This is a genomic window from Microbacterium jejuense (assembly GCF_019511665.1).
Classification (GTDB): domain Bacteria; phylum Actinomycetota; class Actinomycetes; order Actinomycetales; family Microbacteriaceae; genus Microbacterium; species Microbacterium jejuense_A.
Window position 1 is genome coordinate 1 of the sequence record NZ_JAEUAW010000018.1, and the last position, 19,371, is coordinate 19,371.

The 19,371-nt window shown below is 70.4% G+C and carries 23 protein-coding genes, 1 tRNA gene and 1 pseudogene; 14 read left to right on the top strand and 11 right to left on the bottom strand.

Features of this window, described 5'->3' with window-relative positions:
* Both JNB62_RS16945 and JNB62_RS16950 read left to right on the top strand, forming a co-directional pair.
* Nucleotides 1–1,639 (top strand): transglutaminase family protein (locus JNB62_RS16945; protein ID WP_220302080.1); only part of this gene is annotated, 1,639 nt, incomplete at its 5' end.
* Nucleotides 1,625–1,711: transfer RNA gene (locus JNB62_RS16950), tRNA-Ser, on the top strand. The genes JNB62_RS16945 and JNB62_RS16950, both read left to right, overlap by 15 nt.
* Before the next feature lie 28 nt (nt 1,712–1,739).
* On the opposite strand, the pseudogene JNB62_RS16955 reads toward JNB62_RS16950, so the two are convergent.
* From JNB62_RS16955 to JNB62_RS16970, 4 genes and pseudogenes are all read right to left on the bottom strand, one after another.
* A pseudogene (locus tag JNB62_RS16955) lies at nt 1,740–2,138 on the bottom strand (arsenate reductase ArsC); the annotation flags it as partial.
* 42 nt (nt 2,139–2,180) lie between these two features.
* Nucleotides 2,181–3,080 (bottom strand): metalloregulator ArsR/SmtB family transcription factor, encoded by a 900-nt coding sequence (locus JNB62_RS16960; protein ID WP_220302081.1) that lies wholly within the window; start codon nt 3,078–3,080, stop codon nt 2,181–2,183.
* 57 nt (nt 3,081–3,137) lie between these two features.
* Nucleotides 3,138–3,659, bottom strand: a complete 522-nt coding sequence (locus JNB62_RS16965) for a GNAT family N-acetyltransferase (protein ID WP_223231227.1) — start codon at nt 3,657–3,659, stop codon at nt 3,138–3,140.
* Complete coding sequence (locus JNB62_RS16970) at nt 3,647–4,963, bottom strand: FAD-dependent oxidoreductase (RefSeq protein WP_220302082.1); 1,317 nt, start codon at nt 4,961–4,963, stop codon at nt 3,647–3,649. The genes JNB62_RS16965 and JNB62_RS16970 overlap by 13 nt, the downstream gene beginning before the upstream one ends.
* A gap of 87 nt (nt 4,964–5,050) precedes the next feature.
* Between JNB62_RS16970 and JNB62_RS16975 the strand changes: the two genes are divergently transcribed.
* From JNB62_RS16975 to JNB62_RS16985, 3 genes are all read left to right on the top strand, one after another.
* Nucleotides 5,051–5,401, top strand: coding sequence for an ArsR/SmtB family transcription factor (locus JNB62_RS16975; protein ID WP_220302083.1), 351 nt, complete (start codon nt 5,051–5,053; stop codon nt 5,399–5,401).
* Nucleotides 5,398–6,087: an aquaporin gene (locus JNB62_RS16980; RefSeq protein WP_220302084.1), complete on the top strand. Its 690-nt coding sequence runs from the start codon at nt 5,398–5,400 to the stop codon at nt 6,085–6,087. Before JNB62_RS16975 ends, JNB62_RS16980 begins: the two co-directional genes overlap by 4 nt.
* 105 nt (nt 6,088–6,192) lie before the next feature.
* Nucleotides 6,193–6,624 (top strand): YkvA family protein, encoded by a 432-nt coding sequence (locus JNB62_RS16985; RefSeq protein WP_220302085.1) that lies wholly within the window; start codon nt 6,193–6,195, stop codon nt 6,622–6,624.
* A 60-nt stretch (nt 6,625–6,684) separates the two neighbouring features.
* Here the strand turns inward: JNB62_RS16985 and JNB62_RS16990 are convergent, their stop codons facing one another.
* Nucleotides 6,685–7,029 carry a hypothetical protein gene (locus JNB62_RS16990; RefSeq protein WP_220302086.1) on the bottom strand — a complete coding sequence of 115 codons (345 nt, stop codon included), beginning with the start codon at nt 7,027–7,029 and terminating at the stop codon, nt 6,685–6,687.
* Nucleotides 7,030–7,146: 117 nt separating this feature from the next.
* Between JNB62_RS16990 and JNB62_RS16995 the strand changes: the two genes are divergently transcribed.
* The gene (locus JNB62_RS16995) at nt 7,147–7,626 is read left to right on the top strand and encodes a VOC family protein (protein WP_220302087.1); all 480 of its coding nucleotides are present in this window, start codon (nt 7,147–7,149) and stop codon (nt 7,624–7,626) included.
* A 57-nt stretch (nt 7,627–7,683) separates the two neighbouring features.
* Nucleotides 7,684–8,040, top strand: a complete 357-nt coding sequence (locus JNB62_RS17000) for a DUF6804 family protein (RefSeq protein WP_220302088.1) — start codon at nt 7,684–7,686, stop codon at nt 8,038–8,040.
* Between the two features lie 4 nt (nt 8,041–8,044).
* Here the strand turns inward: JNB62_RS17000 and JNB62_RS17005 are convergent, their stop codons facing one another.
* Nucleotides 8,045–8,428, bottom strand: coding sequence for a nuclear transport factor 2 family protein (locus tag JNB62_RS17005; protein ID WP_220302089.1), 384 nt, complete (start codon nt 8,426–8,428; stop codon nt 8,045–8,047).
* Nucleotides 8,429–8,528: 100 nt separating this feature from the next.
* Between JNB62_RS17005 and JNB62_RS17010 the strand changes: the two genes are divergently transcribed.
* From JNB62_RS17010 to JNB62_RS17025, 4 genes are all read left to right on the top strand, one after another.
* Nucleotides 8,529–9,197, top strand: a complete 669-nt coding sequence (locus tag JNB62_RS17010) for a winged helix-turn-helix transcriptional regulator (RefSeq protein WP_220302090.1) — start codon at nt 8,529–8,531, stop codon at nt 9,195–9,197.
* A complete protein-coding gene (locus tag JNB62_RS17015) occupies nt 9,194–9,559 on the top strand; it encodes a TfoX/Sxy family protein (RefSeq protein WP_220302091.1) in 366 nt (121 codons plus the stop codon). The genes JNB62_RS17010 and JNB62_RS17015 overlap by 4 nt, the downstream gene beginning before the upstream one ends.
* A gap of 9 nt (nt 9,560–9,568) precedes the next feature.
* A complete protein-coding gene (locus tag JNB62_RS17020) occupies nt 9,569–10,507 on the top strand; it encodes an RNA polymerase subunit sigma-70 (RefSeq protein ID WP_220302092.1) in 939 nt (312 codons plus the stop codon).
* A gap of 66 nt (nt 10,508–10,573) precedes the next feature.
* Complete coding sequence (locus tag JNB62_RS17025) at nt 10,574–11,137, top strand: dihydrofolate reductase family protein (protein WP_220302093.1); 564 nt, start codon at nt 10,574–10,576, stop codon at nt 11,135–11,137.
* Between the two features lie 68 nt (nt 11,138–11,205).
* Here the strand turns inward: JNB62_RS17025 and JNB62_RS17030 are convergent, their stop codons facing one another.
* Nucleotides 11,206–11,730 carry a TetR/AcrR family transcriptional regulator gene (locus tag JNB62_RS17030; protein WP_220302094.1) on the bottom strand — a complete coding sequence of 175 codons (525 nt, stop codon included), beginning with the start codon at nt 11,728–11,730 and terminating at the stop codon, nt 11,206–11,208.
* Nucleotides 11,731–11,821: 91 nt separating this feature from the next.
* Here JNB62_RS17030 and JNB62_RS17035 point away from each other — a divergent pair, with 91 nt between their 5' ends.
* Entirely contained in the window at nt 11,822–12,535 is a 714-nt protein-coding gene (locus JNB62_RS17035; protein WP_220302095.1) for an MBL fold metallo-hydrolase, read from the top strand.
* 21 nt (nt 12,536–12,556) lie between these two features.
* Here JNB62_RS17035 and JNB62_RS17040 read toward each other — a convergent pair whose 3' ends face one another.
* The 3 genes from JNB62_RS17040 to JNB62_RS17050 all read right to left on the bottom strand — a co-directional run bounded on the left by JNB62_RS17040 (nt 12,557) and on the right by JNB62_RS17050 (nt 15,813).
* Nucleotides 12,557–13,948, bottom strand: a complete 1,392-nt coding sequence (locus JNB62_RS17040) for an FAD-binding oxidoreductase (RefSeq protein WP_220302096.1) — start codon at nt 13,946–13,948, stop codon at nt 12,557–12,559.
* A gap of 85 nt (nt 13,949–14,033) precedes the next feature.
* On the bottom strand, nt 14,034–14,525 hold the full coding sequence (locus tag JNB62_RS17045) for a bifunctional nuclease family protein (RefSeq protein ID WP_141893719.1): 492 nt from the start codon (nt 14,523–14,525) through the stop codon (nt 14,034–14,036).
* A gap of 70 nt (nt 14,526–14,595) precedes the next feature.
* The gene (locus JNB62_RS17050) at nt 14,596–15,813 is read right to left on the bottom strand and encodes an MFS transporter (protein ID WP_220302097.1); all 1,218 of its coding nucleotides are present in this window, start codon (nt 15,811–15,813) and stop codon (nt 14,596–14,598) included.
* A 122-nt stretch (nt 15,814–15,935) separates the two neighbouring features.
* Between JNB62_RS17050 and JNB62_RS17055 the strand changes: the two genes are divergently transcribed.
* Together JNB62_RS17055 and JNB62_RS17060 are read left to right on the top strand one after the other, a co-directional pair.
* Nucleotides 15,936–16,388 carry a MarR family winged helix-turn-helix transcriptional regulator gene (locus JNB62_RS17055; RefSeq protein WP_220302098.1) on the top strand — a complete coding sequence of 151 codons (453 nt, stop codon included), beginning with the start codon at nt 15,936–15,938 and terminating at the stop codon, nt 16,386–16,388.
* Between the two features lie 62 nt (nt 16,389–16,450).
* Nucleotides 16,451–17,479: an LLM class flavin-dependent oxidoreductase gene (locus JNB62_RS17060; protein WP_220302099.1), complete on the top strand. Its 1,029-nt coding sequence runs from the start codon at nt 16,451–16,453 to the stop codon at nt 17,477–17,479.
* A gap of 42 nt (nt 17,480–17,521) precedes the next feature.
* Here the strand turns inward: JNB62_RS17060 and JNB62_RS17065 are convergent, their stop codons facing one another.
* Nucleotides 17,522–19,219: a Na+/H+ antiporter gene (locus tag JNB62_RS17065; RefSeq protein ID WP_220302100.1), complete on the bottom strand. Its 1,698-nt coding sequence runs from the start codon at nt 19,217–19,219 to the stop codon at nt 17,522–17,524.
* Between the last annotated feature and the right edge of the window lie 152 nt (nt 19,220–19,371).

Genomic DNA, 19,371 nt, shown 5'->3' on the forward strand with positions numbered 1-19,371 from the left:
GTCGCGTCGATCCCGGCGCCCGGCCCGCGCGGGCGGCGGCGGGTTCGGCCCGGGCGCCGGGATCGACGCGACCCTTCAGCTCGGCGACGACCTCCGCCGACCGCAGGACACCGTCGTCATCGAGCTGCGCACCGACGCCCCCGCCGTGCCCTACCTGCGCGCCACCACCCTCAGCAGGTTCGAGGGCGACGTGTGGGAGCCGGACCGTTCGCAGACCGTGGCGCTCACCAGCGACCGCGCGTTCGGCGAGATCGACCTTGCGGACGACATCGAGACCGCCGAGTACACGACCAAGATCGACATCGTGAGCCTCGACACGGTGTGGGCGCCGGTGCCCTACCCGGCCCAGGCGGTCACGGGCCTCGACGGACTGTGGGGAGCCGTCCCGTACAACCGCACCGTGGCCACGGCCAGCGGCACGACACAGGGCCAGTCCTACGAGGTCGTGTACGACCCGCCGCGCCCGTCGCTCGAGCAGATGCGCGCGCTCGTCCCGGGCGGCGATCAGGTGCGCGACGACACGACCCAGCTGCCCGAAGACCTGCCTCCGATCATCGGCGAGACGGCGGCGCAGGTCACCGCCGACGCCGCGACCGACTACGACAAGCTGATCGCCCTGCAGCGGTGGTTCCGCGGCGGCGAGTTCACCTACTCGCTCGAAGCGCCCGTCGAGGACGGCTTCGACGGCAGCGGGGCCGATGCCGTCGCGCAGTTCCTCGACGTGAAGAAGGGCTACTGCGTGCACTTCGCGTCGGCGTTCGCACTCATGGCGCGCACGCTCCACATCCCGTCGCGGATCGTGGTCGGGTACCTTCCCGGCGAGGCCACCACCGAGACCGTCGACGGCGAGACCGTCTACGCGGTGAAGAGCTCGCAGCTGCACGCGTGGCCCGAGGTGTACTTCGAGGGCGTCGGCTGGATCTCGTTCGAGCCGACGGTGAGCCTGGGTGTGCCGACCACGTTCTCACCCGCCGCCGCGGTGCCGGGTCAGGGCCAGGGCGCCGACACGCCGACGCTGGGCGCGACTCCGGCCCCGACCCGGTCGGTCGACCCGAACGCACTCGAGCCCGATCAGCAGCGCAGCGCGTCCGGATCCGGCGCGACTCGCTCCGCCATCGACCCGCTCCCCTTGTTCGGCGTCGTCGCTCTCGTGGTGTTCGTGCTCGCCCTGCCGTTGCTCGCCCGCGAGCTGCGGCGCCGGCAGCAGGATGCGGCCGCCCGTCGCGGCGATGCGGCCGCGGCCTGGCAGTCGGTCCAGGACGCCGCGATCGACATCGGCATCGAGGTGCCTTCGAGCGAGACGCCGCGTGCCTTCGCACAGCGGCTCATCGCGCAGCACGGGGTTCCGGCATCCGACATGAACACCGTCCTCATCGCGATCGAACGCGTCAGCTATTCGAAGGCGGGAACGCGCTCGTACTGGATGGGGGATGCCGCAGCCGACGCGGCGGCGGCGGTCCGCGCCGCGCTGCTCGCCTCGGTGCCGCCGTCGCGCCGCATCGTCGCGATCCTCGCGCCGCGTTCGCTCGTCATCCGCCCGGGCAGCGTCTATGCCGGCACGGCGCCGGTGCAGGGACGAGAGCCGCGTCAGGGTAGGATGTTCTCTGGTCCTCCGGGACCGCCCGGAGGATTCGCCTAGTGGCCTATGGCGCACGCTTGGAAAGCGTGTTGGGGATGAAACCCCTCGGGGGTTCGAATCCCCCATCCTCCGCACCTGAGATCCCTGCACTGTCGTGCGTCGGCAGCAGATCAGCCAGCAGCCCCTCGACACGCGCCCGGATCGCGTCGCGGATGGGGCGCACAGCATCGATGGGCTGACCGGCCGGGTCATCCAGCACCCAGTCCTCGTACCGCTTGCCCGGGAACACCGGGCATGCGTCTCCGCAGCCCATCGTGATGACCACGTCCGATTCACGGACCGCATCCACCGTGAGCGCCTGGGGCGTCCCGCCGGCGATGTCGATCCCGTCCTCGGCCATCGCCGCGACGGCCACCGGGTTGATCTCGTCTTTCGGGGCGGAGCCCGCAGAGAGCACCTCCACGGCGCCCCCTCCAAGGGCGCGCAGATAGCCCGCGGCCATCTGCGAGCGGCCTGCGTTGTGCACGCAGACGAACAGAACGGTTGGCTTGTCGGTCATGGCGGCCTCGCTTTCTCTCACAAAGCATAGACCATGGTCTATTTATCGCGAGGATCCGGCAGCTGGACTCGCGGCCAAGAGCTCCGCGAGAAGCGCGCGGACCCTGTCCTCGATGTCCTGCCGGATCACGCGGACCTGTTCGAGCGACCTGCCGACCGGGTCCTCCAGGTCCCAGTCCAGATAGCGGCGCCCGGGGTAGATCGGACACGCGTCACCACAGCCCATCGTCACCACGACGTCCGCAGCCCGCACCATCTCGTCGGTCAGCGGCTTGGGGAACTCGGCCCCGAGGGAGATCCCGATCTCGTCCAGCGTCGTGACGATCGCCTGGCGCACGTCACTGGCGGGCTCAGACCCCGCCGTATGCACGGACACCCGGTCGCCTCCCAGCTGCCGCAGGACGCCCGCTGCCATCTGCGAGCGCCCCGCGTTCTGGACGCACACGAACAGAACCGTCGGGACGCCGGAAGGAGTGCCCTGGGCGCGATGCATGGCATCGAGCCGCTGCGCGGCGAACGCCGCCGTGCGGCTCGCCAGCAGCGGCGACTGCGAGCGGGCCGCGAGCAGCTGATAGCTCTCCTGAACCTTGGCTCGCACGCTCTCGCGGCTGAACACACCCGCGAATCGGACGGCGAGATCGTTCGCGATCCGTTCGAAGTCAGGCTCAACCGGAGCGCTGCGCGGCGCGCCGAGCAGGGCATCGACCCGTGCGGCGTGGTCATCCGAGATCGAATACCAGACACGACGCCCCTCGGGCCGCCGCACGACGATCCCTTCATGGTGCAGCGCCTTCACGTGATGACTGACCGTCGGCTGCGTGAGCTCCAGTTCTGCCGCGAGGCGTCCGACGAGCTCGCGACCGTCGTCGGCGTCCCGAATCAATCGAAGGATCCTCGCGCGGGTCGGATCAGCCAGAGTCGTGAGGTCCGCCGGCTGATTCATAGACGAAAGTCTATCTCTCAGGCGAGTCGCGCCGGCCTGGTCGACTCGTCGGCGGCGTCAGTCTGCCGCCACGACGGCGCTGCGACGCTCGATCAGGATGGTGTCACGCCACGCGCCGGCGCGGGGACCGACGGTCGACCGGGCGATGCGCTCGCGTCGGCCCACCACCCGGAAACCGGCGGCCTCATGCAGGCGCAGGCTCGCGGCGTTCTCGGGGAAGACGCTCGACTGAATGGTCCAGATCCCTCGGGCCTCGGCGGCGTGGATGAACGTGTCCAGAAGCAGGCGACCGATCCCCTGACCTCGGGCATCGCGAGCGATGTAGACCGAGTGCTCGGCGACACCGCGGTACGCCGGCCGGGTCGACACGGCGGCGCCGGCGACCCAGCCGACCACGATCCCCGCAGGATCGAGGGCGACGAAGCGCGAACCGGCGAGGCGGCCTGCATCGAACCCCGCCCACGTGGGAGTGGCCGACTCGAACGTCGCCTCGCCGTCCTCGATCCCCTGGGCATAGATCTCTTCCACGGCCGGCCAGTCTTCGGCTGTCATCTCGCGCACATCTGTCACGAGCAACATCCTCCACCGCTTACGGCGCCGGTCGAGCACACACCGGTGGCGGGAAGCACGAGTTCCACATTCGACGCGGAAGCCGTGTCGCCCGCGAGCCACGCCGTCACCGAGCGCACCTGCTCGTAGCCGGTCGCGAGGAGGAAGGTCGGCGCACGCCCATAGGACTTCATCCCGACGATGAAGAATCCCTTCTCGGGGTGAGCGAGTTCGCGGAAGCCGTGAGGCTCCACCGTCCCGCAGGAGTGCACGTTGGGATCGATGAGGGGCGCGAGGCGCTTGGGCGCCTCGACGATGTCGTCGAGCTCGAGGCGGATCTCGCGAAGCATGTCGAGGTTCGGCCGGAAGCCGGTCGCGTTCACCACGACGTCCGTCTCGTGCGTCACCACCTCCCCGCGGCGATGGCCGACGAGCTCGACGGTGTCGCCGACGCGACGGGCACGGATCGTCTCGAACCCGTCGACGAGTGCGATCTCGCCACGCTCGACGGCCCGGTCGACGCGACTGCCCAGGTTGGCGCGGTCGACGAGTTCGTCATCCGGCGACGATGACACGCGCACCGCTTTCGCGTTGCGGATCAGCCAGGTGACCTCGGTGCCGGGCTCTTCGCGGGCGAGCCGGACCAGCGCGAGAAGCGTGTTGGCCGCCGAGTGCCCCGCACCGACCACCGTCACGCGCCGACCGGCGAACTCCCCACGATCCCTTCCCGTCACATCGGGCAGCGCCGGAGTGACGCGATCGGCGATATCGGTCATCCCGAGCAGCTCCAGACCACTGGACGACAGCGAGTTCGGCGAGAGGTAGGTGCCGGAAGCGTCGATGACCGCACGCGCGGCAACGTCCTCCACCGCGCCGTCCACGGTGCGGACGCGGACGGCGAACGGTGTGGCAGCACGCCGCGCCGTCCGCGTCCGGTCCATTCCTTCACGCGTCACGCCGACGACCTCGACGCCTGTGCGGACCCGCGAGGCGATCTCGGGAACCTCGGCCAGCGGAGCGATATAGCTCTCGACGAGCTCCGTCCCTGTTGGTGCCCTCTCCGGATCAGGCAGTTCCCAGCCGCGCTTCTCCAGAAGACGCCGCGACGCCGGGTCGACCAGGTGCTTCCACGGCGAGAACAGTCGCGTGTGCCCCCAGGAACGAACGCTGGCCGCCACCTCATCGCCGGCTTCGTACACGATGAAGTCCATGCCGCGCTCGGCGAGGTTCGCGGCGGCGGCGAGCCCGATCGGGCCGGCGCCGATGATCGCGACAGGAAGAGCGGGGAGCGTGTCGGCTTCCGCGACACGAGCGGTGAGGTCGAGCAGGGTCACAACATCCTCCAAGAAATATCGATGAACTTCGATAGCTGATTCTGATCACATCTATCGACGCATGTCAATATCGACTACTATCGATATATGACCACCATGCTCGACGTGACCGATATCACCCCCCGCGCCTGCTGCGCCCCGCTGGTCCGCGAGCCGCTGACCGCCGAAGAAGCCGAGCAGCTGGCCGCGACGATGAAGGCGCTGGCCGACCCCACCCGCCTGCGTCTGCTGTCGATCGTCGCGGCCTCCGAGGATTCCGAGGCGTGCGTCTGTGATCTGATCGAGCCCGTGGGCCTGAGCCAGCCGACGGTGTCGCATCATCTGAAGATCCTCACGGCGGCAGGGTTCCTCACTCGCAGCAAGCGCGGCACGTGGGCGTACTTCAGGCTGGTCCCCGGCGCGCTCGACCGCGTCTCGCAGCTCCTCGTCGCCTCGTGAGCCAGACGGTCCGCGCCTGCGTGGGTGAGTTCCTCGGCAGCGCGGGGTTGGCAGCGGTGGTCGTCGGGTCCGGGATCGCGGCGCAGCGCCTCTCCCCCGCCGACGTCGGCCTGCAACTGCTGGAGAACGCGTTCGCGACCGCGCTCGGGCTCGCCGTGCTCATCCTCGTGTTCGCGACGATCTCGGGATCCCACTTCAATCCCGTGGTCACCCTCGTCGACATCGCGCTCCACCGGCGCAGGCGGGTGATCGCGGCGACCTACCTCCCCGCACAGATGATCGGCTGCATCGCCGGGGGGATCCTGGCCAATGCGATGTTCGCGGAGCCTGCCGTGGCGTGGAGCACGACGGATCGCTCGGCGTGGCCCGTGCTGCTGTCCGAGGTGGTCGCGACCGCCGGGCTCATCGTGCTGATCTTCGCGCTCGTACGGACGGGACGCTCGCAGCTCGCCGCACCCGCCGTCGGTGCGTACATCGGCGCGGCATACTTCTTCACCTCCTCGACGAGCTTCGCGAACCCGGCCATCACGATCGGACGCATGTTCAGCGACACGTTCGCCGGCATCGCCCCGGAGTCCGTGGGTCCCTTCATCGGAGCGCAGCTGTTGGGCGCCGCGCTCGGCTACGCGGCCGTGCGGGTGCTTTTCCCGGTCGCGATGCCCGAGCCCGCGGTCGCGCAGAACTGACACGCCGCGGTCAGCCCGCCGACCGGACCAGCCGCCGTTGACCGACAGGTTCGGACCCCGCGTGCGGTTGGATGATGGGTACGACACGGATCGAGCGGAGCGGATATGCCGGAGTGGCTGATCGTCGTACTCGGCGTGGCCGGCGGATTCGTCCTGCTGTGGCTGGTTCTTCTGCTCGTGCTGTGGATTCAGCAGCGTCGAGCCGGCTCGGATGTGGACTGGAAGGGGATGCTGCGGCTCGTGCCGGACGTCATCCGGCTCGTCAGGCGTCTCGCGGGTGACCCCGCCGTGCCGCGCGGAACCCGGTGGTGGCTGGTCGGACTGCTCGGCTACCTGCTGTTGCCGATCGATCTCGTGCCGGACTTCATTCCCGTGCTCGGCTACGCCGACGACGCCATCGTCGTCGCGATCGTCTTGCGGTTCGCGATCCGGCACGCCGGCATCGAGGCGATACGGCGCCACTGGGCGGGCACTCCGGCGGGCCTGCAGAGCGTTCTCACCCTGGCGGGATACGGGAAGGCGAACAGCGGCGTCTGACGCACGCCTGTCCGAGCACGGGAATCCACCACAGCCCCGTGTCTGTGGCGACGCCGTGCGTCAGCCCTGCTCGCCGTCCAACCGGGGAAGGGACGGCAGGCCGGACTCGTCGATCGGGCGCGCCACAGGAGGGGTGCGGATCAGAGCGATCTTCTCCCGAAGGTACTCGACGGCGACGGCGTTCGATGGCGGCACCATGTCGGAGTTGGTGGATTCTCCGGCCATGCTGGTAGCCGCGTTCAGAACGACGGTGAGATGGACCTCGTTGCCGTCCTGCGCCACGGCGCGCACGGTGACGGTATCGCCGCCCCGTTCCGCGGCGAGCAGACCGGTGTACTCCAGCAGGAGGTCGGCGGTCTCGTCATCGAGGAAGACAGCCTTGTCTGAGTAGGAGAGATGCTTCATGGGGAGAGGTCTACGTGCCGGGCGACGACATCGACCAGCGTGTTGACACGTGGGCCGTCGTGTGTGTGTCGCAGCGACGCTCGTGCTCTTGTCGCTGCGGGCCGTTGCACTGTGTCGGTGGCCCCTGCGATCGTGGTCGCGACACGGGAGGCGGGTCGGCTCATGGTGACACTCGGCAACATCACGTTCTACGCAGACGATCCACGTGCGCTCGCGCACTTCTGGTCGGCGGTGTTCGGGTATCCGGCCGCGGAGTGGGAGGAGCCGCTGCGTCAGGAGCTGCTGGATGCCGGCCTGACGCCGGACGACCTCGACAAGCGAGCGGTCGCGGAAGACCCGGATGGACGCGGACCGCGGCTGTACTTCCACCACGCCCATGGCTCGAAGTCCGGGCGCAACCGGATCCATCTGGACGTGACAGTGGCGCGGGAGGCGGACGACAGCCGTCCCTTCGACGAGATCCTCGATGCCGAGAAGGATCGACTCGTCGGGCTCGGTGCCACCGTCGTGAGGCTGGTCGACCAGCAGTGGGGGCCCTGGGGCGAGCGCTACTACCAGCTGCGCGACCCCGAGGGCAACGAGTTCTGCCTCCAGTGACGCTGCGACGCTGACGCTGCGGCGGGGTACCGCGCGCCGGGGTGAAAGGATCGAGGCATGAGTGCACGCACCCCGCAGCCTGTCGCCTATCAGCGAAATGCGCTCGCCCCCGGCGTGCTCGCCGCGATCGCACTGTTCCTGGCGCCGCTGCTGATCGGCAACGACTGGTTCCTGCTGATCCGATTCGTCGTCGCGATCCTCGCGATCATCGTCGCGTGGTTCGCGGTGCAGGCGAAGCAATGGTGGTGGCTGCCGGTGTTCGCGGCCATCGCCGTCATCTGGAACCCGATCTATCCGTTCGACTTCAGCGGTCCCGTCTGGATCGCGGCGCAGCCTGCGGCCGCGGTCGTGTTCCTCGTCGCGGGCGGGATGATCAAGTACCGTCCGACCGAGGGCGACGCCGCAGAGCGCTGAGAGGTCAGCGCCCGCCCTTCGCGACGTAGTCGGCCGCGTCGTACTGGATCCGCAGCTCGGAGATCCGGTCGCCGTCGAAGACGAAGAACTCAGAGAACCGCACCGGGCCGCCGGGCATCTCGGCGTCATAGAGCACGGCGGCTGCGGCATCCCCGATCACGACCTGCAGGGGCGTGATGTCGCCCGCGTTCTCGATGAATCCCCGGACGCCGTGCGCGAATCGGGCAGCACCGGTCACGCGCCCAGCGATCGGGCCGTCGAACACGAAATCGTCGGCGAGCAGCGGCAGCAGGTCACGGCCGTCGCGATATGCCTCGGCGGCGGCGCCGAGCACGTCGTAGTACCGCGCGAGGGTGGCGTGCTCGGTCACAGATGTGTTGATGGTCATGGCGTCCTCCGTTCGCCCTTCCGCGACGCTCTCGTCGCGTCACTTGAAATACTCAAGTGGGCACGTTTCTTTGTCAACCCCTGTCCGCTATGCTCGCCGCATGAGGTCGTATGGCCAGTACTGCGCGCTCGCCCGCGGGCTCGATGTGGTGGGCGACCGCTGGACGCTCCTGATCGTTCGCGAGCTGCTGTCGCTCGGCCCTTCTCGGTACGCCGACCTGCAGCGTGGGCTCCCCGGCATCGCGACCAACCTCCTCGCGACGCGACTGCGTGAGCTGGAGGCAGCGGGTCTCGTGGTCCGCACGCAGCTTCCCCGGCCCGCGAGCGTGGTCGTGTTCGAGCTCACTCCGCGCGGCGCCGCCCTCGAGGGCACGCTCCGCGAGCTCGTCAAGTGGGGAGCGCCGATGATGAGCCCGCCGTCTGCGCACGAGGAGTTCCGGGCCCATTGGCTGCAGCTGCCGCTGCGCGGGCTGTGCCGCGACAACGCGCCGGGCGCGCCGCCGCAGGTCGTCCGCGTCGGCTCGCTCGACGACGGCTGCGACATCGCGGTCGGCGGCGGGCACGTCGAGGTGGCCGCGAGCACGTCCGCCGCCGAGCCGGACGCTGTCGTCGACGGCGATCCCGGCGCACTCGTCGCCCTGTTCACCGGACAGCTCCCGGTCGACGCCGCGGCATCGGCCGGCATGATCTCAGGGGACGTCGAGGCGGTTCGTCGCGTGGTCGGCGGATACCCCGCAGGGATGCCGCAGCCCGAGGAGGCTCTGCCATGAACGTCGACGCGCACATCCTCGACGAGGTCGCCGCGCAGCTCGAGCACGACGGCCCGCTGACGATCGGCACGATGTTCCGCAGTCCCGGCATCCGCGCGAGGGGCAAGATCGTCGCATTCCTCGGACACGAGAACCGCCTCATCCTGAAGCTGCCGCGCGACCGCGCCGTCGCACTCGTCGCAGACGGCGACGCGCAGGAGGTCACGATGGGCACCCGGACGATGCGGGAGTGGATCGCGGTGCCGGCTCGCGCCGACCACGAGGCGACCCTCGCGAGCTGGGCGGCGCTCGCACAGGAGGCACTCGACTACGTCGTGTCGCTGATCGGCGACGACGAGACGGATGTCGACGCGGGCCTCTAGGCTCGCGCTGTGACCTCGTTCGACGCCGAAGCGCTGGCGGGGCTCCGACCGCGCCTGCTGGCTTTCTGCTACCAGATGCTCGGCTCGCCGTTCGAGGCAGAGGATGCCGCACAGGACGCGATGGAGCGTGCCTGGAAGGCACGTGCGACGTTCGATCCGGCACGCGCCGGCCTCGCCACGTGGGTCTTCCGCATCGCCCGCAACGTGTGCGTGGACCGCCTCCGCGAGACGCCGCGCCGCCCGCTCCCCCGCGACCTGCAGGAGCCGGGCATCGAGATCGGCGCACCGCTGGTCCCCGCGTTCGACGTGCCGTGGCTGATGCTGGCGCCGACGGGGTGGGTGGCGGCATCCGAGGTCGAATCAGCCGCCGAGCGGCGCAGCGACGTCCGCCTCGCCGTCACCGCCATGCTCCAGTCGCTGTCACCGCTGCAGCGCGGCGCCTATGTGCTGCGCGAGCTGATCGGACTCTCGGCGGCGGCGACCGCGGCGGTGCTGGACGTGTCGGTCGCCTCGGCGAACTCGGCGTTGCAGCGCGCGCGCAGCGCGATCGCGGCGGGCACGCATCGGCCCCACGAACTCGCGCCGGCCGCCGTCGAGCGTTACGCGCGGGCGATCGAGCGCGCAGACGTCGATGCGCTCGCGGCGCTCGTCTCGGACGACCTCGTGTTCGAGATGCCGCCGGTGCCGGCGTGGTCCACGGGCCGCGACACGTATCGTGCGTTCATGGAGGAGTTCTTCGCGCGCCGGGGCACAGCGTGGCACGCAGAGCCGATCTCGGCCAACGGCCAGCCCGGCATCCTGCTGTCTCGCGCGACCGCGGACGGAGCGGAGCCGCACACCGTGCAGCTGTTCGACGGCGACGCCTCCGGGGCCATCGGGCACGTGCTCGTCTACCAGGACCCGCGGCTCTTCGCGCTGCTGCAGCGGGAATCGGCCGCACGGCGATGAGTTCGCGGCATCCCATCCGTATATCCCTCCGAACCCGCCCCGAGCGGGAGACATGAGGAGGATGACATGGGACGACTGATCGTCGTGCAGTACATCACGCTGGACGGTGTGGTCGAAGACCCGGACGGCCGCGGCGGCACGCCGTTCGGCGGCTGGGCGATGGCCTACGGGCCGGAGGGGGTCGCGGGAGACAAGTTCCGCCTCGGCAGCATCTTCGAGACCGGGGTGTTGCTGTTCGGTCGCCGCACGTGGGACCACTTCTCCACCCTGTGGCCGTCGCGCGACAACACCTTCGCGCAGGCGATGAACCGGGCCGAGAAGGCCGTCGTGACGAGCCGCCCGCTTCCGGACGCCGCGTGGGCGAACTCCCACGCCGTGCCGGGATCGCTGCTCGACTGGGTCGGTGCGACCCTCATCACCCGGGATGTCGTCGTGATCGGCAGCCACGCGGTCGTCGACGCGTTGCGTGCGGCGGATCTCGTGGACGAGTACCGCCTGATCACCTTCCCGACCGCAGTCGGAGAGGGACGCCGGCTGTTCCCGAACCCGGTGCGGCTCGAACTGCTCTCGTCCGAGCTCACCGGTCCGGCCAGCCTCACGGTGCACCGCCCACGCCGCGACGCGGCGTGATCGGTTTCGCGGCCGCGGTTCTCGCACAGAGCGCCGCGGCCGCGGATCGTTCCGTGCGGGCGGCTGCGTCAGGACGCCAGGCCGCGCCGCATTGCCGCGAGGCCGTAGTCGAAGGCCGCGTCGACATCGCCGCCCATGCGGAACGCCCCTGAGAGCTCCATGTGGAGGAATCCGGTGACCCACGCGGTCACCAGTCGTGCGGCATCCAGTGCATGCTCCGCACCTGCGAGCTCACCTGCACTGTGCACGATGAGACGACCCGCACGGTCGAGTGATTCCTGCGGCGCCGCCGATCCGAACAGCAGGCGGAACGCCTCGGGCCGGTCGTGGGCGAACGCGCGGTATTCGCGCGCAAGGCTCTCGAGGGAGCGATCGGATGCCTCCAGCCGCCCTATCAGGTCGGCCACGGTGGCCTCGGCCACCGCCGCGATCAGTGCGTCGCGGTCGCGCACGCGCTTGTAGAGCGACGGAGCACGCACTCCGACGCGCTGGGCGACGCTCTGCATCGTGAGCCCGGCAAGGCCCGACTCTTCGAGGAGGTCCCGCCCTGCGGCGATGATCTCGGCGGTCGTGGTGCGCTCAGGAGTCGGCATCCGGGATTCCTCTCGATGGCTATTGACGTGAGCCATGATAGCTACGTATCGTAGCCATGCCAATCCCCACGGCGACCGAGAAGGACACCCCATGAAGCTCGCACCCCACCTGCACCGCATCGGCAACGACATCGTGGCCGTGTACCTCATCGTGACCGACGACGGGGTCACGGTCGTCGACGCCGGACTGCCCGGCCACTACGGCGACCTCGTCCGCGAGCTGAAGACCCTCGGCCTCACGCCCGGCGACGTCAAGGGCGTCGTGCTCACCCATGGCGACAGCGACCATATCGGATTCGCCGAGCGCCTGCGCCGCGATCACGGCGTTCCTGTCTACGTGCACGAGGCCGACGCCGTGCGCGCCCGCACCGGCGAGAAGGGCAAGGTCGAGATGCCCCCGATGAAGCTCGGCCCCACGCTCGGGTTCTTCGGCTACGCGCTGCGCAAGCGCGCGATGCCGACGAAGTACGTGAGTGAGGTCGTCGAGGTGCACGACGGCGACGTGCTCGACCTCCCCGGTTCGCCCGTGATCATCGGGATGCCGGGGCACTCGGCGGGCAGCATCGCCGTGTACTCCGAACTCGCCGACGCGGTCTTCGTCGGCGACGCACTGACGACGAGGCATGTGCTGACCGGCCGCACCGGCCTGCAGCCGGCCCCCTTCACGGACGAGCCCGCCGAGGCGCTGGAGTCGCTGGAGCGCCTGGCCGGAGTGAAGGCGTCGTGGGTGCTCCCCGGACACGGCACGCCGTGGCAGGGCTCACCCGACGACGTCGCCGCCGAGGTCCGCAGGGCCGCGGCCTGAGCCGCACCCCCACGGGCCGGGTCAGACCGGGCGGGCCGCCGCGAACAGGTTCGCGGGGTCGTAGTCGAGCTTGAGCTGGCGCAGGCGCGCCCGCGCCGCACCGAACCCGAGGGAGCGGTCGGCACCGGGCGCGTCGATGAAGGTCAGCGCCAGCGCATCGGTGTGCCAGGCGGCGAGCGCGGCGACCGCCGCGCGCACCGCCGCCGTCGCGGCCGGCGCCGCCTCGGGCACGGGCACCATCGCGACGGCGTGCAGGGCGTACTCCCCCGCGAGCGACGCGATGGCGCCGCCCCCTGCGGGGCGACGGTTCAGCGCACCGCCCAGGTGACGCAGCTCGTGCACGAACAGGCCGGGCTCGTCGGCCGACGCCACGAAGGCGTCCACCGCGTCGGCGGGAAGCTCACCGAGCATCGCGTGCCAGGTCGCCGACGGCGAGGGCTCGGGCGGATCCATGTGCACCTGCACGAGCGCCGGCGCCGGGATGCGCGCGAACGTGTCCATCTCGGGATGCAGCGCACGCAGCGGTTCCAGCAGAGCAGCGGCCGCGGCATCCGTCTCTTCGATCGCGCCGTCGATCACGACGAGCGAGCGACCCGACAGGAACGGCGGCAGCTCGGGAAGCGGGGGCACGTGCAGGATCCGCAGCGCCGTGGTCGCCGATTCGGGAGCCGTCGCGGTCCACTGCGCCCACGCGTGCGCCACCGTGCTCGCGTGCGAGGCGTCCCAGAGCAGCATCCCGGCGAAGATGTCGGCGATCGGCAGCAGGTCGATCTCGATCGCGACCACGACGCCGAAGGCGCCCGAGCCGCCACGGAGAGCCCAGAACAGATCGACGTTCTCGTCGGCGCTCGCGCGCACGACGGCGCCGTCGGCGGTGACCACCTCGACGGCGCGGACCGTGTTGACGGCCAGTCCGTGGGCGCGGCCGTAGAACGACAGCCCGCCGTTCAGCAGATAGCCGACCACCGACACGTCGCCGGCGCTACCGTGCGGCGCGGTCAGGCCATGCGGCGTCGCCGCCTCGAGCACGTCGTTCCACAGCGATCCGCCCAGCACGCGGGCGGTGCGCGCCTGCGGGTCGATCTCGACACCGCGGAGGTGCTTGAGCGACACGATCACGGTGTGGGTGAGGTCGGTCTCGCTGAGCGCGGCCGCCGCGTGGCCGGTCGACTGGGGCGCGATGCGCAGCCCCGAGAGCACCGCCGCGCGCACGACGTCGGCGACGTCGCCCGCGGTGCGGGGCACGGCCACAGCGAACGGGTTCTGCACGACGGCGAGGTTCCACGGCGTCCGGGCCGCGTCGAATCCGGCGTCGCCGGGAAGGAGCACCGTGTCGCCCAGTGCACGCAGGTCTGCGGCTGCGGCGCCTGCGGCCGCGTGCGGGACGTCGATGGCGAGGTCGTTCAACGACATGGGGATGCCTTTCGTTCGGGATGGTGCTGCGTCATCTGCGCAGCACACCCCGTGATGGAGCGGCATCCGCCGCTCCTGATACACCTCAGCCGTCGAAGTCCTCGGGTTCGACGTCGTCGAGGAACTTCTTGAACTCGTCCAGCCGCTCAGCGGCATCCGTGTCGGTGAGCACGTCGGGCACCCCCGCTTCGGCGATGACCTCATCGGCGACCCACATGGCCGCGCCCACGCGCGACGCCAGCGCGATCGCATCGGATGGTCGCGCATCGACCACGCGGTCGCCCAGGGCGGTCGACAGTGTGACCTCCGCGTAGAACGTGCCGTCCTCGACACGCGTGACCTCGACGCGCGTCGCGACGGCGTCCAGCGCGACGAGCATCGAACGCATCAGGTCATGCGCGAGCGGGCGGGGCACGTCGGCGTTCTCGACGGCGACGAGGATCGACGTGGCCTCCAGCTGCCCGATCCAGATCGGCAGCACGTACCCGTCGCCCGGCATCTGGTCGACGGGCTTGAGCAGCAGCACGTGCTGCCCCGAGGCATCGAGGGCGACGCCGGCAACACGGACCTGGACCATGGAGCCATCGTAGGCACGGCGCGCGCACCCGGACAGGGGTGCACACGCCGTGCCGGTCGATGTCGGACGATCAGCCGACGCGGACGGGCACCGTGCTCGTCGTGGCGGCGACGGCGGTCCGTGGCGCGCGCACGGCGGAGCGCACGCGACGTGCGGCGAGCGCCGCCACGACCATCACGACGAACCCGGCGGCCGAGATCACCGCGCCGATCCACACCGGCGCCGTGTAGCCCAGTCCTGCGCTGATGCCGATCCCGCCGGCCCATGCGCCGAGCGCGTTGCCGACGTTGAACGCGCCGATGTTGGCGCCCGATGCGAGCGTGGGCGCACCGTCGGCGTAGTGCATGATGCGGCTCTGCAGCCCCGGCACGGTGCCGAAGCCGAACGCGCCCATGAGCACCAGCGCGATGATCGTCGCCACCGGGGATGCCGCGAGCAGCGCGAAGGCGATCAGCGCCACCACGAGGGCACCGATGAAGACCACGAGCGTCAGGTCCAGACGACGGTCGGCGAGGCGCCCGCCCAGCCAGTTGCCGGCGACGAGCCCCGCGCCGAAGAGCACGAGCAGCCACGGCACGGCTCCGGCCGCGAAGCCGGTCACCTCGGTGAGGGTGTAGGCGATGTAGGTGAAGGCGCCGAACATGCCGCCGAAGGCGAGCACCGTGACCGCCAGCGACAGCCACACCTGCGTGGAGCGGAATGCGCGCAGCTCACGCCGCAGGCTGATGCGCTCCTGCGGCCCCTTGGCCGCCGGCACGAGCGCGGCGATGCCGGCGAGGGCGAGCACGCCGATCGCCGAGATCACCCAGAACGTGGAGCGCCATCCGAACTGCTGCCCGATGAAGGTGCCGAACGGCACGCCGAGCACGTTGGCCGCGGTGAGCCCGGTGAACATGATCGCGATCGCGCCCGCGCGCTTCTCGGGCGCGACGAGGCTCGCCGCCACGACGGACCCGATGCCGAAGAACGCTCCGTGCGAGAGGGCGGCGAGCACGCGGCCCGTCATCGCGAGCGCGTAGTCGGGCGCGACGGCGGTGAGAACGTTGCCGATGATGAAGAGCACCACGAGTCCGAGCAGCACCGGCTTGCGCGGCAGCCGCGTCGTGGCCGCGGTCAGTCCCAGGGCTCCGACGACGACGCCGAGCGCGTATCCCGAGATCAGCCAGCCGGCCGCCGCTTCCGTCACCCCGAAGTCCTGTGCGACCGCGGGCAGCAGGCCCATGATGACGAACTCCGTGAGTCCGATGCCGAATGCGCCCATGGCGAGCGCGATGAGTCCGAGTGGCACGGGGGATCTCCTGTTACACTGACGATTGTTTGCACGCGCGGGATATTGCGCGAGTGAGATACATAGTTGCACACGCGTGGTATTTGCGCAAGCAACTACATTGACCAGACCGAGGAGGACCCATGGGCATCGCCGACGACGCCGTCGAAGTGCGCGCGCAAGGCTGGCGCACGCTCGCCGCCCTGCACGGACTCATCGACACCGCACTCGAACGCGCCCTGGCGGCATCCGTCGATCTGTCGGTCGTGGAGTACACGGTGCTCGACGCGCTCAGCCGTCAGGACGGCTGGCATATGCGCATGCAGCAGCTCGCGCGCGCGACGGCCCTCAGCCCGAGCGCGACGACCCGACTCGTCACGCGCCTGGAGGACCGAGCCCTCATCACCCGTGTCCTCTGCGCCGACGACCGCCGCGGCATCTACACCGAGCTCACGCCCGCCGGCCGCGCGCTCTACGAACGCGCGCACCCGATCCATGACGAGACCCTCGAGCGCGTCCTCGCCGAGGCCGCGCAGCAGCCGGAGCTGGCGCCGGTCGTCGAAGCCCTGCAGGCGGGCGTCGCTCAGCCGGCCTGACGCACCGGCCGCCAGCATCCATTCACCGGAATGGATGCTGCGAGCGTACGGTTGCAGTCGACATGGAACGCTTCGGAACCCTTTCGTTCGGCCACTACGGCCCGCTCGGCGGCGGACGCCAGCTGACCGCCGCGGACTCGATGCACCAGGCGATCGACCTCGCCCAGGGCATGGACGAGCTCGGCGTCAACGGCGCGTACTTCCGCGTGCACCACTTCGCCCGCCAGCAGGCGTCGCCCATGCCGCTCCTGGCCGCCATCGCGGCGCGCACGCGGCGCATCGAGGTCGGCACCGGCGTCATCGACATGCGCTACGAGAACCCGCTGTACCTCGCGGAGGAGGCCGCGGCGGTCGACCTGATCTCGGACGGCCGGCTCGCGCTCGGCGTCAGCCGCGGCTCACCCGAGTCCGTCGTGCGCGGGTATGAGGCGTTCGGCTACACGGGCTCGCAGGATCCGCGCGGAGCCGACATCGCCCGCGAGCACTTCGACCTGTTCCTGCGCGCGATCGAGGGCGAGGGTCTCGCCGAGCGCGACGCGAACTCGCCCTTCGGCGGCGGCACCGGGCTGCAGCGCATCGAACCCCACTCCCCCGGCCTGCGCTCGCGCGTGTGGTGGGGCGCCGGCAACCGCGACAGCGCGGAGTGGGCCGGTCGCGTCGGGGTGAACCTCATGTCGTCCACGCTCCTGACGGCGGCCGACGGACGCCCGTTCGACCTGCTGCAGGCCGAGCAGATCGACGGCTTCCGCGCCGCGTGGCGCGACGCCGGCCACGCCGGGACCCCGCGCGTGTCGGTGAGCCGCTCCATCTTCCCCATCACGACGGCCGAAGACGAGATGTACTTCGGCGGCCGTCAGGACGGCGACCAGATCGGCGTGATCGACGGCATCCGCTCGACCTTCGGCAAGACGTACGCGGCGGCGCCAGACGTGCTCGTCGAGCAGTTGAAGGACGACGCCGCGATCGCCGCGGCGGACACCCTCATGCTGACGATCCCGAGCCAGCTCGGCGTCGAGTTCAATCTGCGCGTCGTCGAGTCGTTCGCGAAGTACGTCGCCCCCGAGCTCGGCTGGCGCTCCACGCTCGCGTGACCTCACGCGGCTCGAGTGGATGCCGCGGCCCGCGGCATCCACTCAGTCCAGGATCTCGACGCCGGTGATGCGCAGCTCCTCCACGTCGAGCCGCGTCTGGATCTGCGTCACGACGGCGTCGTCGACCACTCCCTCGCGCCGCAGCCTGTACAGCACCTCGCGCTTGCGGTCGAGCACCGCGATGCGCAGCTTCGAGTACTCCTCGTCGCGCTCGCGCGGCGAGGGCAGCGGATCGGGCGCGGCCACCAGGACGGTCGTGCCCTCCAGCGAGGCCTCGGCGGCGGCATCCGTCTCTCCGATGCGACGATCGAGGTCGGCGATCTGCCGATCGACCTCCGCCTGCTGCCGCGCCTGCACGCGCTCGTTGTTGCGCTCGAGGTACTCGTAGTAGTCGCGCGTGAGGCGGTCGCGGGTCTCTTCGCTGATGCCGTGGTCGTGCGCGAGCTCTTTGACCGCCGTGAGGGCGGCGCCCGTGATCGCGCGCTCCGCGAGCTCGAGCTCCTGCTGCATGGCGACGTCGTCGGGGAACCGTGCCCACCGCACGACAGACGGCAGCAGGGGTCCCTGCACGAGGAGCGTCAAGACGATGACGCCGGCCGTGATGAACACGATCTCGTCGCGCCCGGGCAGCGCGTCGCCGGCCGACGTCGTCAACGGCACCGAGAGCGCGATCGCGAGCGACACGGCGCCGCGGAAGCCCGCCACCGCGCTCACGACGCGAGAACGCCACGTGGTGCGCCGCAGACGCTGCGACGGTCTGCGGTCCAGCATCCGGATGACCATCACCGATGCCGTCTGCACGACGAAGCGGGTGATCAGCAGTCCCAGCCACACCGCGACGGTCACGAGCACCAGCCAGCCGATCTCGCGGCCGGGGATCTCGTGGGCGACCGCCTGCACCTCGAACCCGATGATGACGAACAGCGACCCGTTCAGCAGGAACGATCCGAGCGGCCACGTCCACTGCGCCTGCCGCCGCGACGCCGCCGTGCTGATGCGCGGCATGATGTACGCCGCGATGAGCCCCGCCACCACAACGGCCAGCACGCCCGACGCATGGATCAGCTCGGCGAGGAGGAACGCCGTGAACGGCACGAGCAGCAGCGCGATGTTGAGGTTGAGGGTGTTGCGCACGCGGCGCATCACGAGGTACGCGACCCCCGCCACGACGAGTCCCGCGACGGCCCCGCCGATGTACGACAGCAGCACGAGCCACGTGATGTCGAGGGGCGTGTACTGCCCGCCCACGGCGACCCCGACGGCGACGCCGTACAGCACGAGCGCGGTGCCGTCGTTGGTGAGGCTCTCGGCCTTGAGGTTCATGAAGTTGCGGCGCGGCAGCATGCGGCCGAGCGCGGCCACGGCGGTCGCGTCGGTCGGCGCGACGGCGGCACCCAGGATGAGCGCGGCGTTCCACGGCAGTCCGAGCGCATAGGCGATCCCGGCGATGGCGAACGCGGTGGCGACGACGAGCACCGTGCTCGAGAGCACGATGCCGCGGAAGTCACGCCGGATCGACCGCAGCGACGTCGTGAGGCTCTCCCAGAACAGCAGCACCGGGAGGAACAGCAGCAGCACCGTCTCGGGCGGCAGCACGATCTCACGCACCTCGGGGATGAACCCCAGTGCGAGCCCGGCGACGAGCAGCAGCAGCGGCACAGCGATGCGCAGCCTCGGCGCCAGGATGGCGCCCGTCAGCACCGTGATCCCGACCAGGACGGTTACTTCGAGTCCGTTCATGGGGCGGCTCCCTTCGGTGCAATGATGCTCGCAACCGCGAGAGAAGCGCGAGGATTCCCGGGATGCCGGTCCGCCCTGTCTTCCGTGCGACCCGCGCCGGTAGACTCCGGGCCATCCGCCGCGACGAAGCGGGTCGAGGCGATGGGCGAACG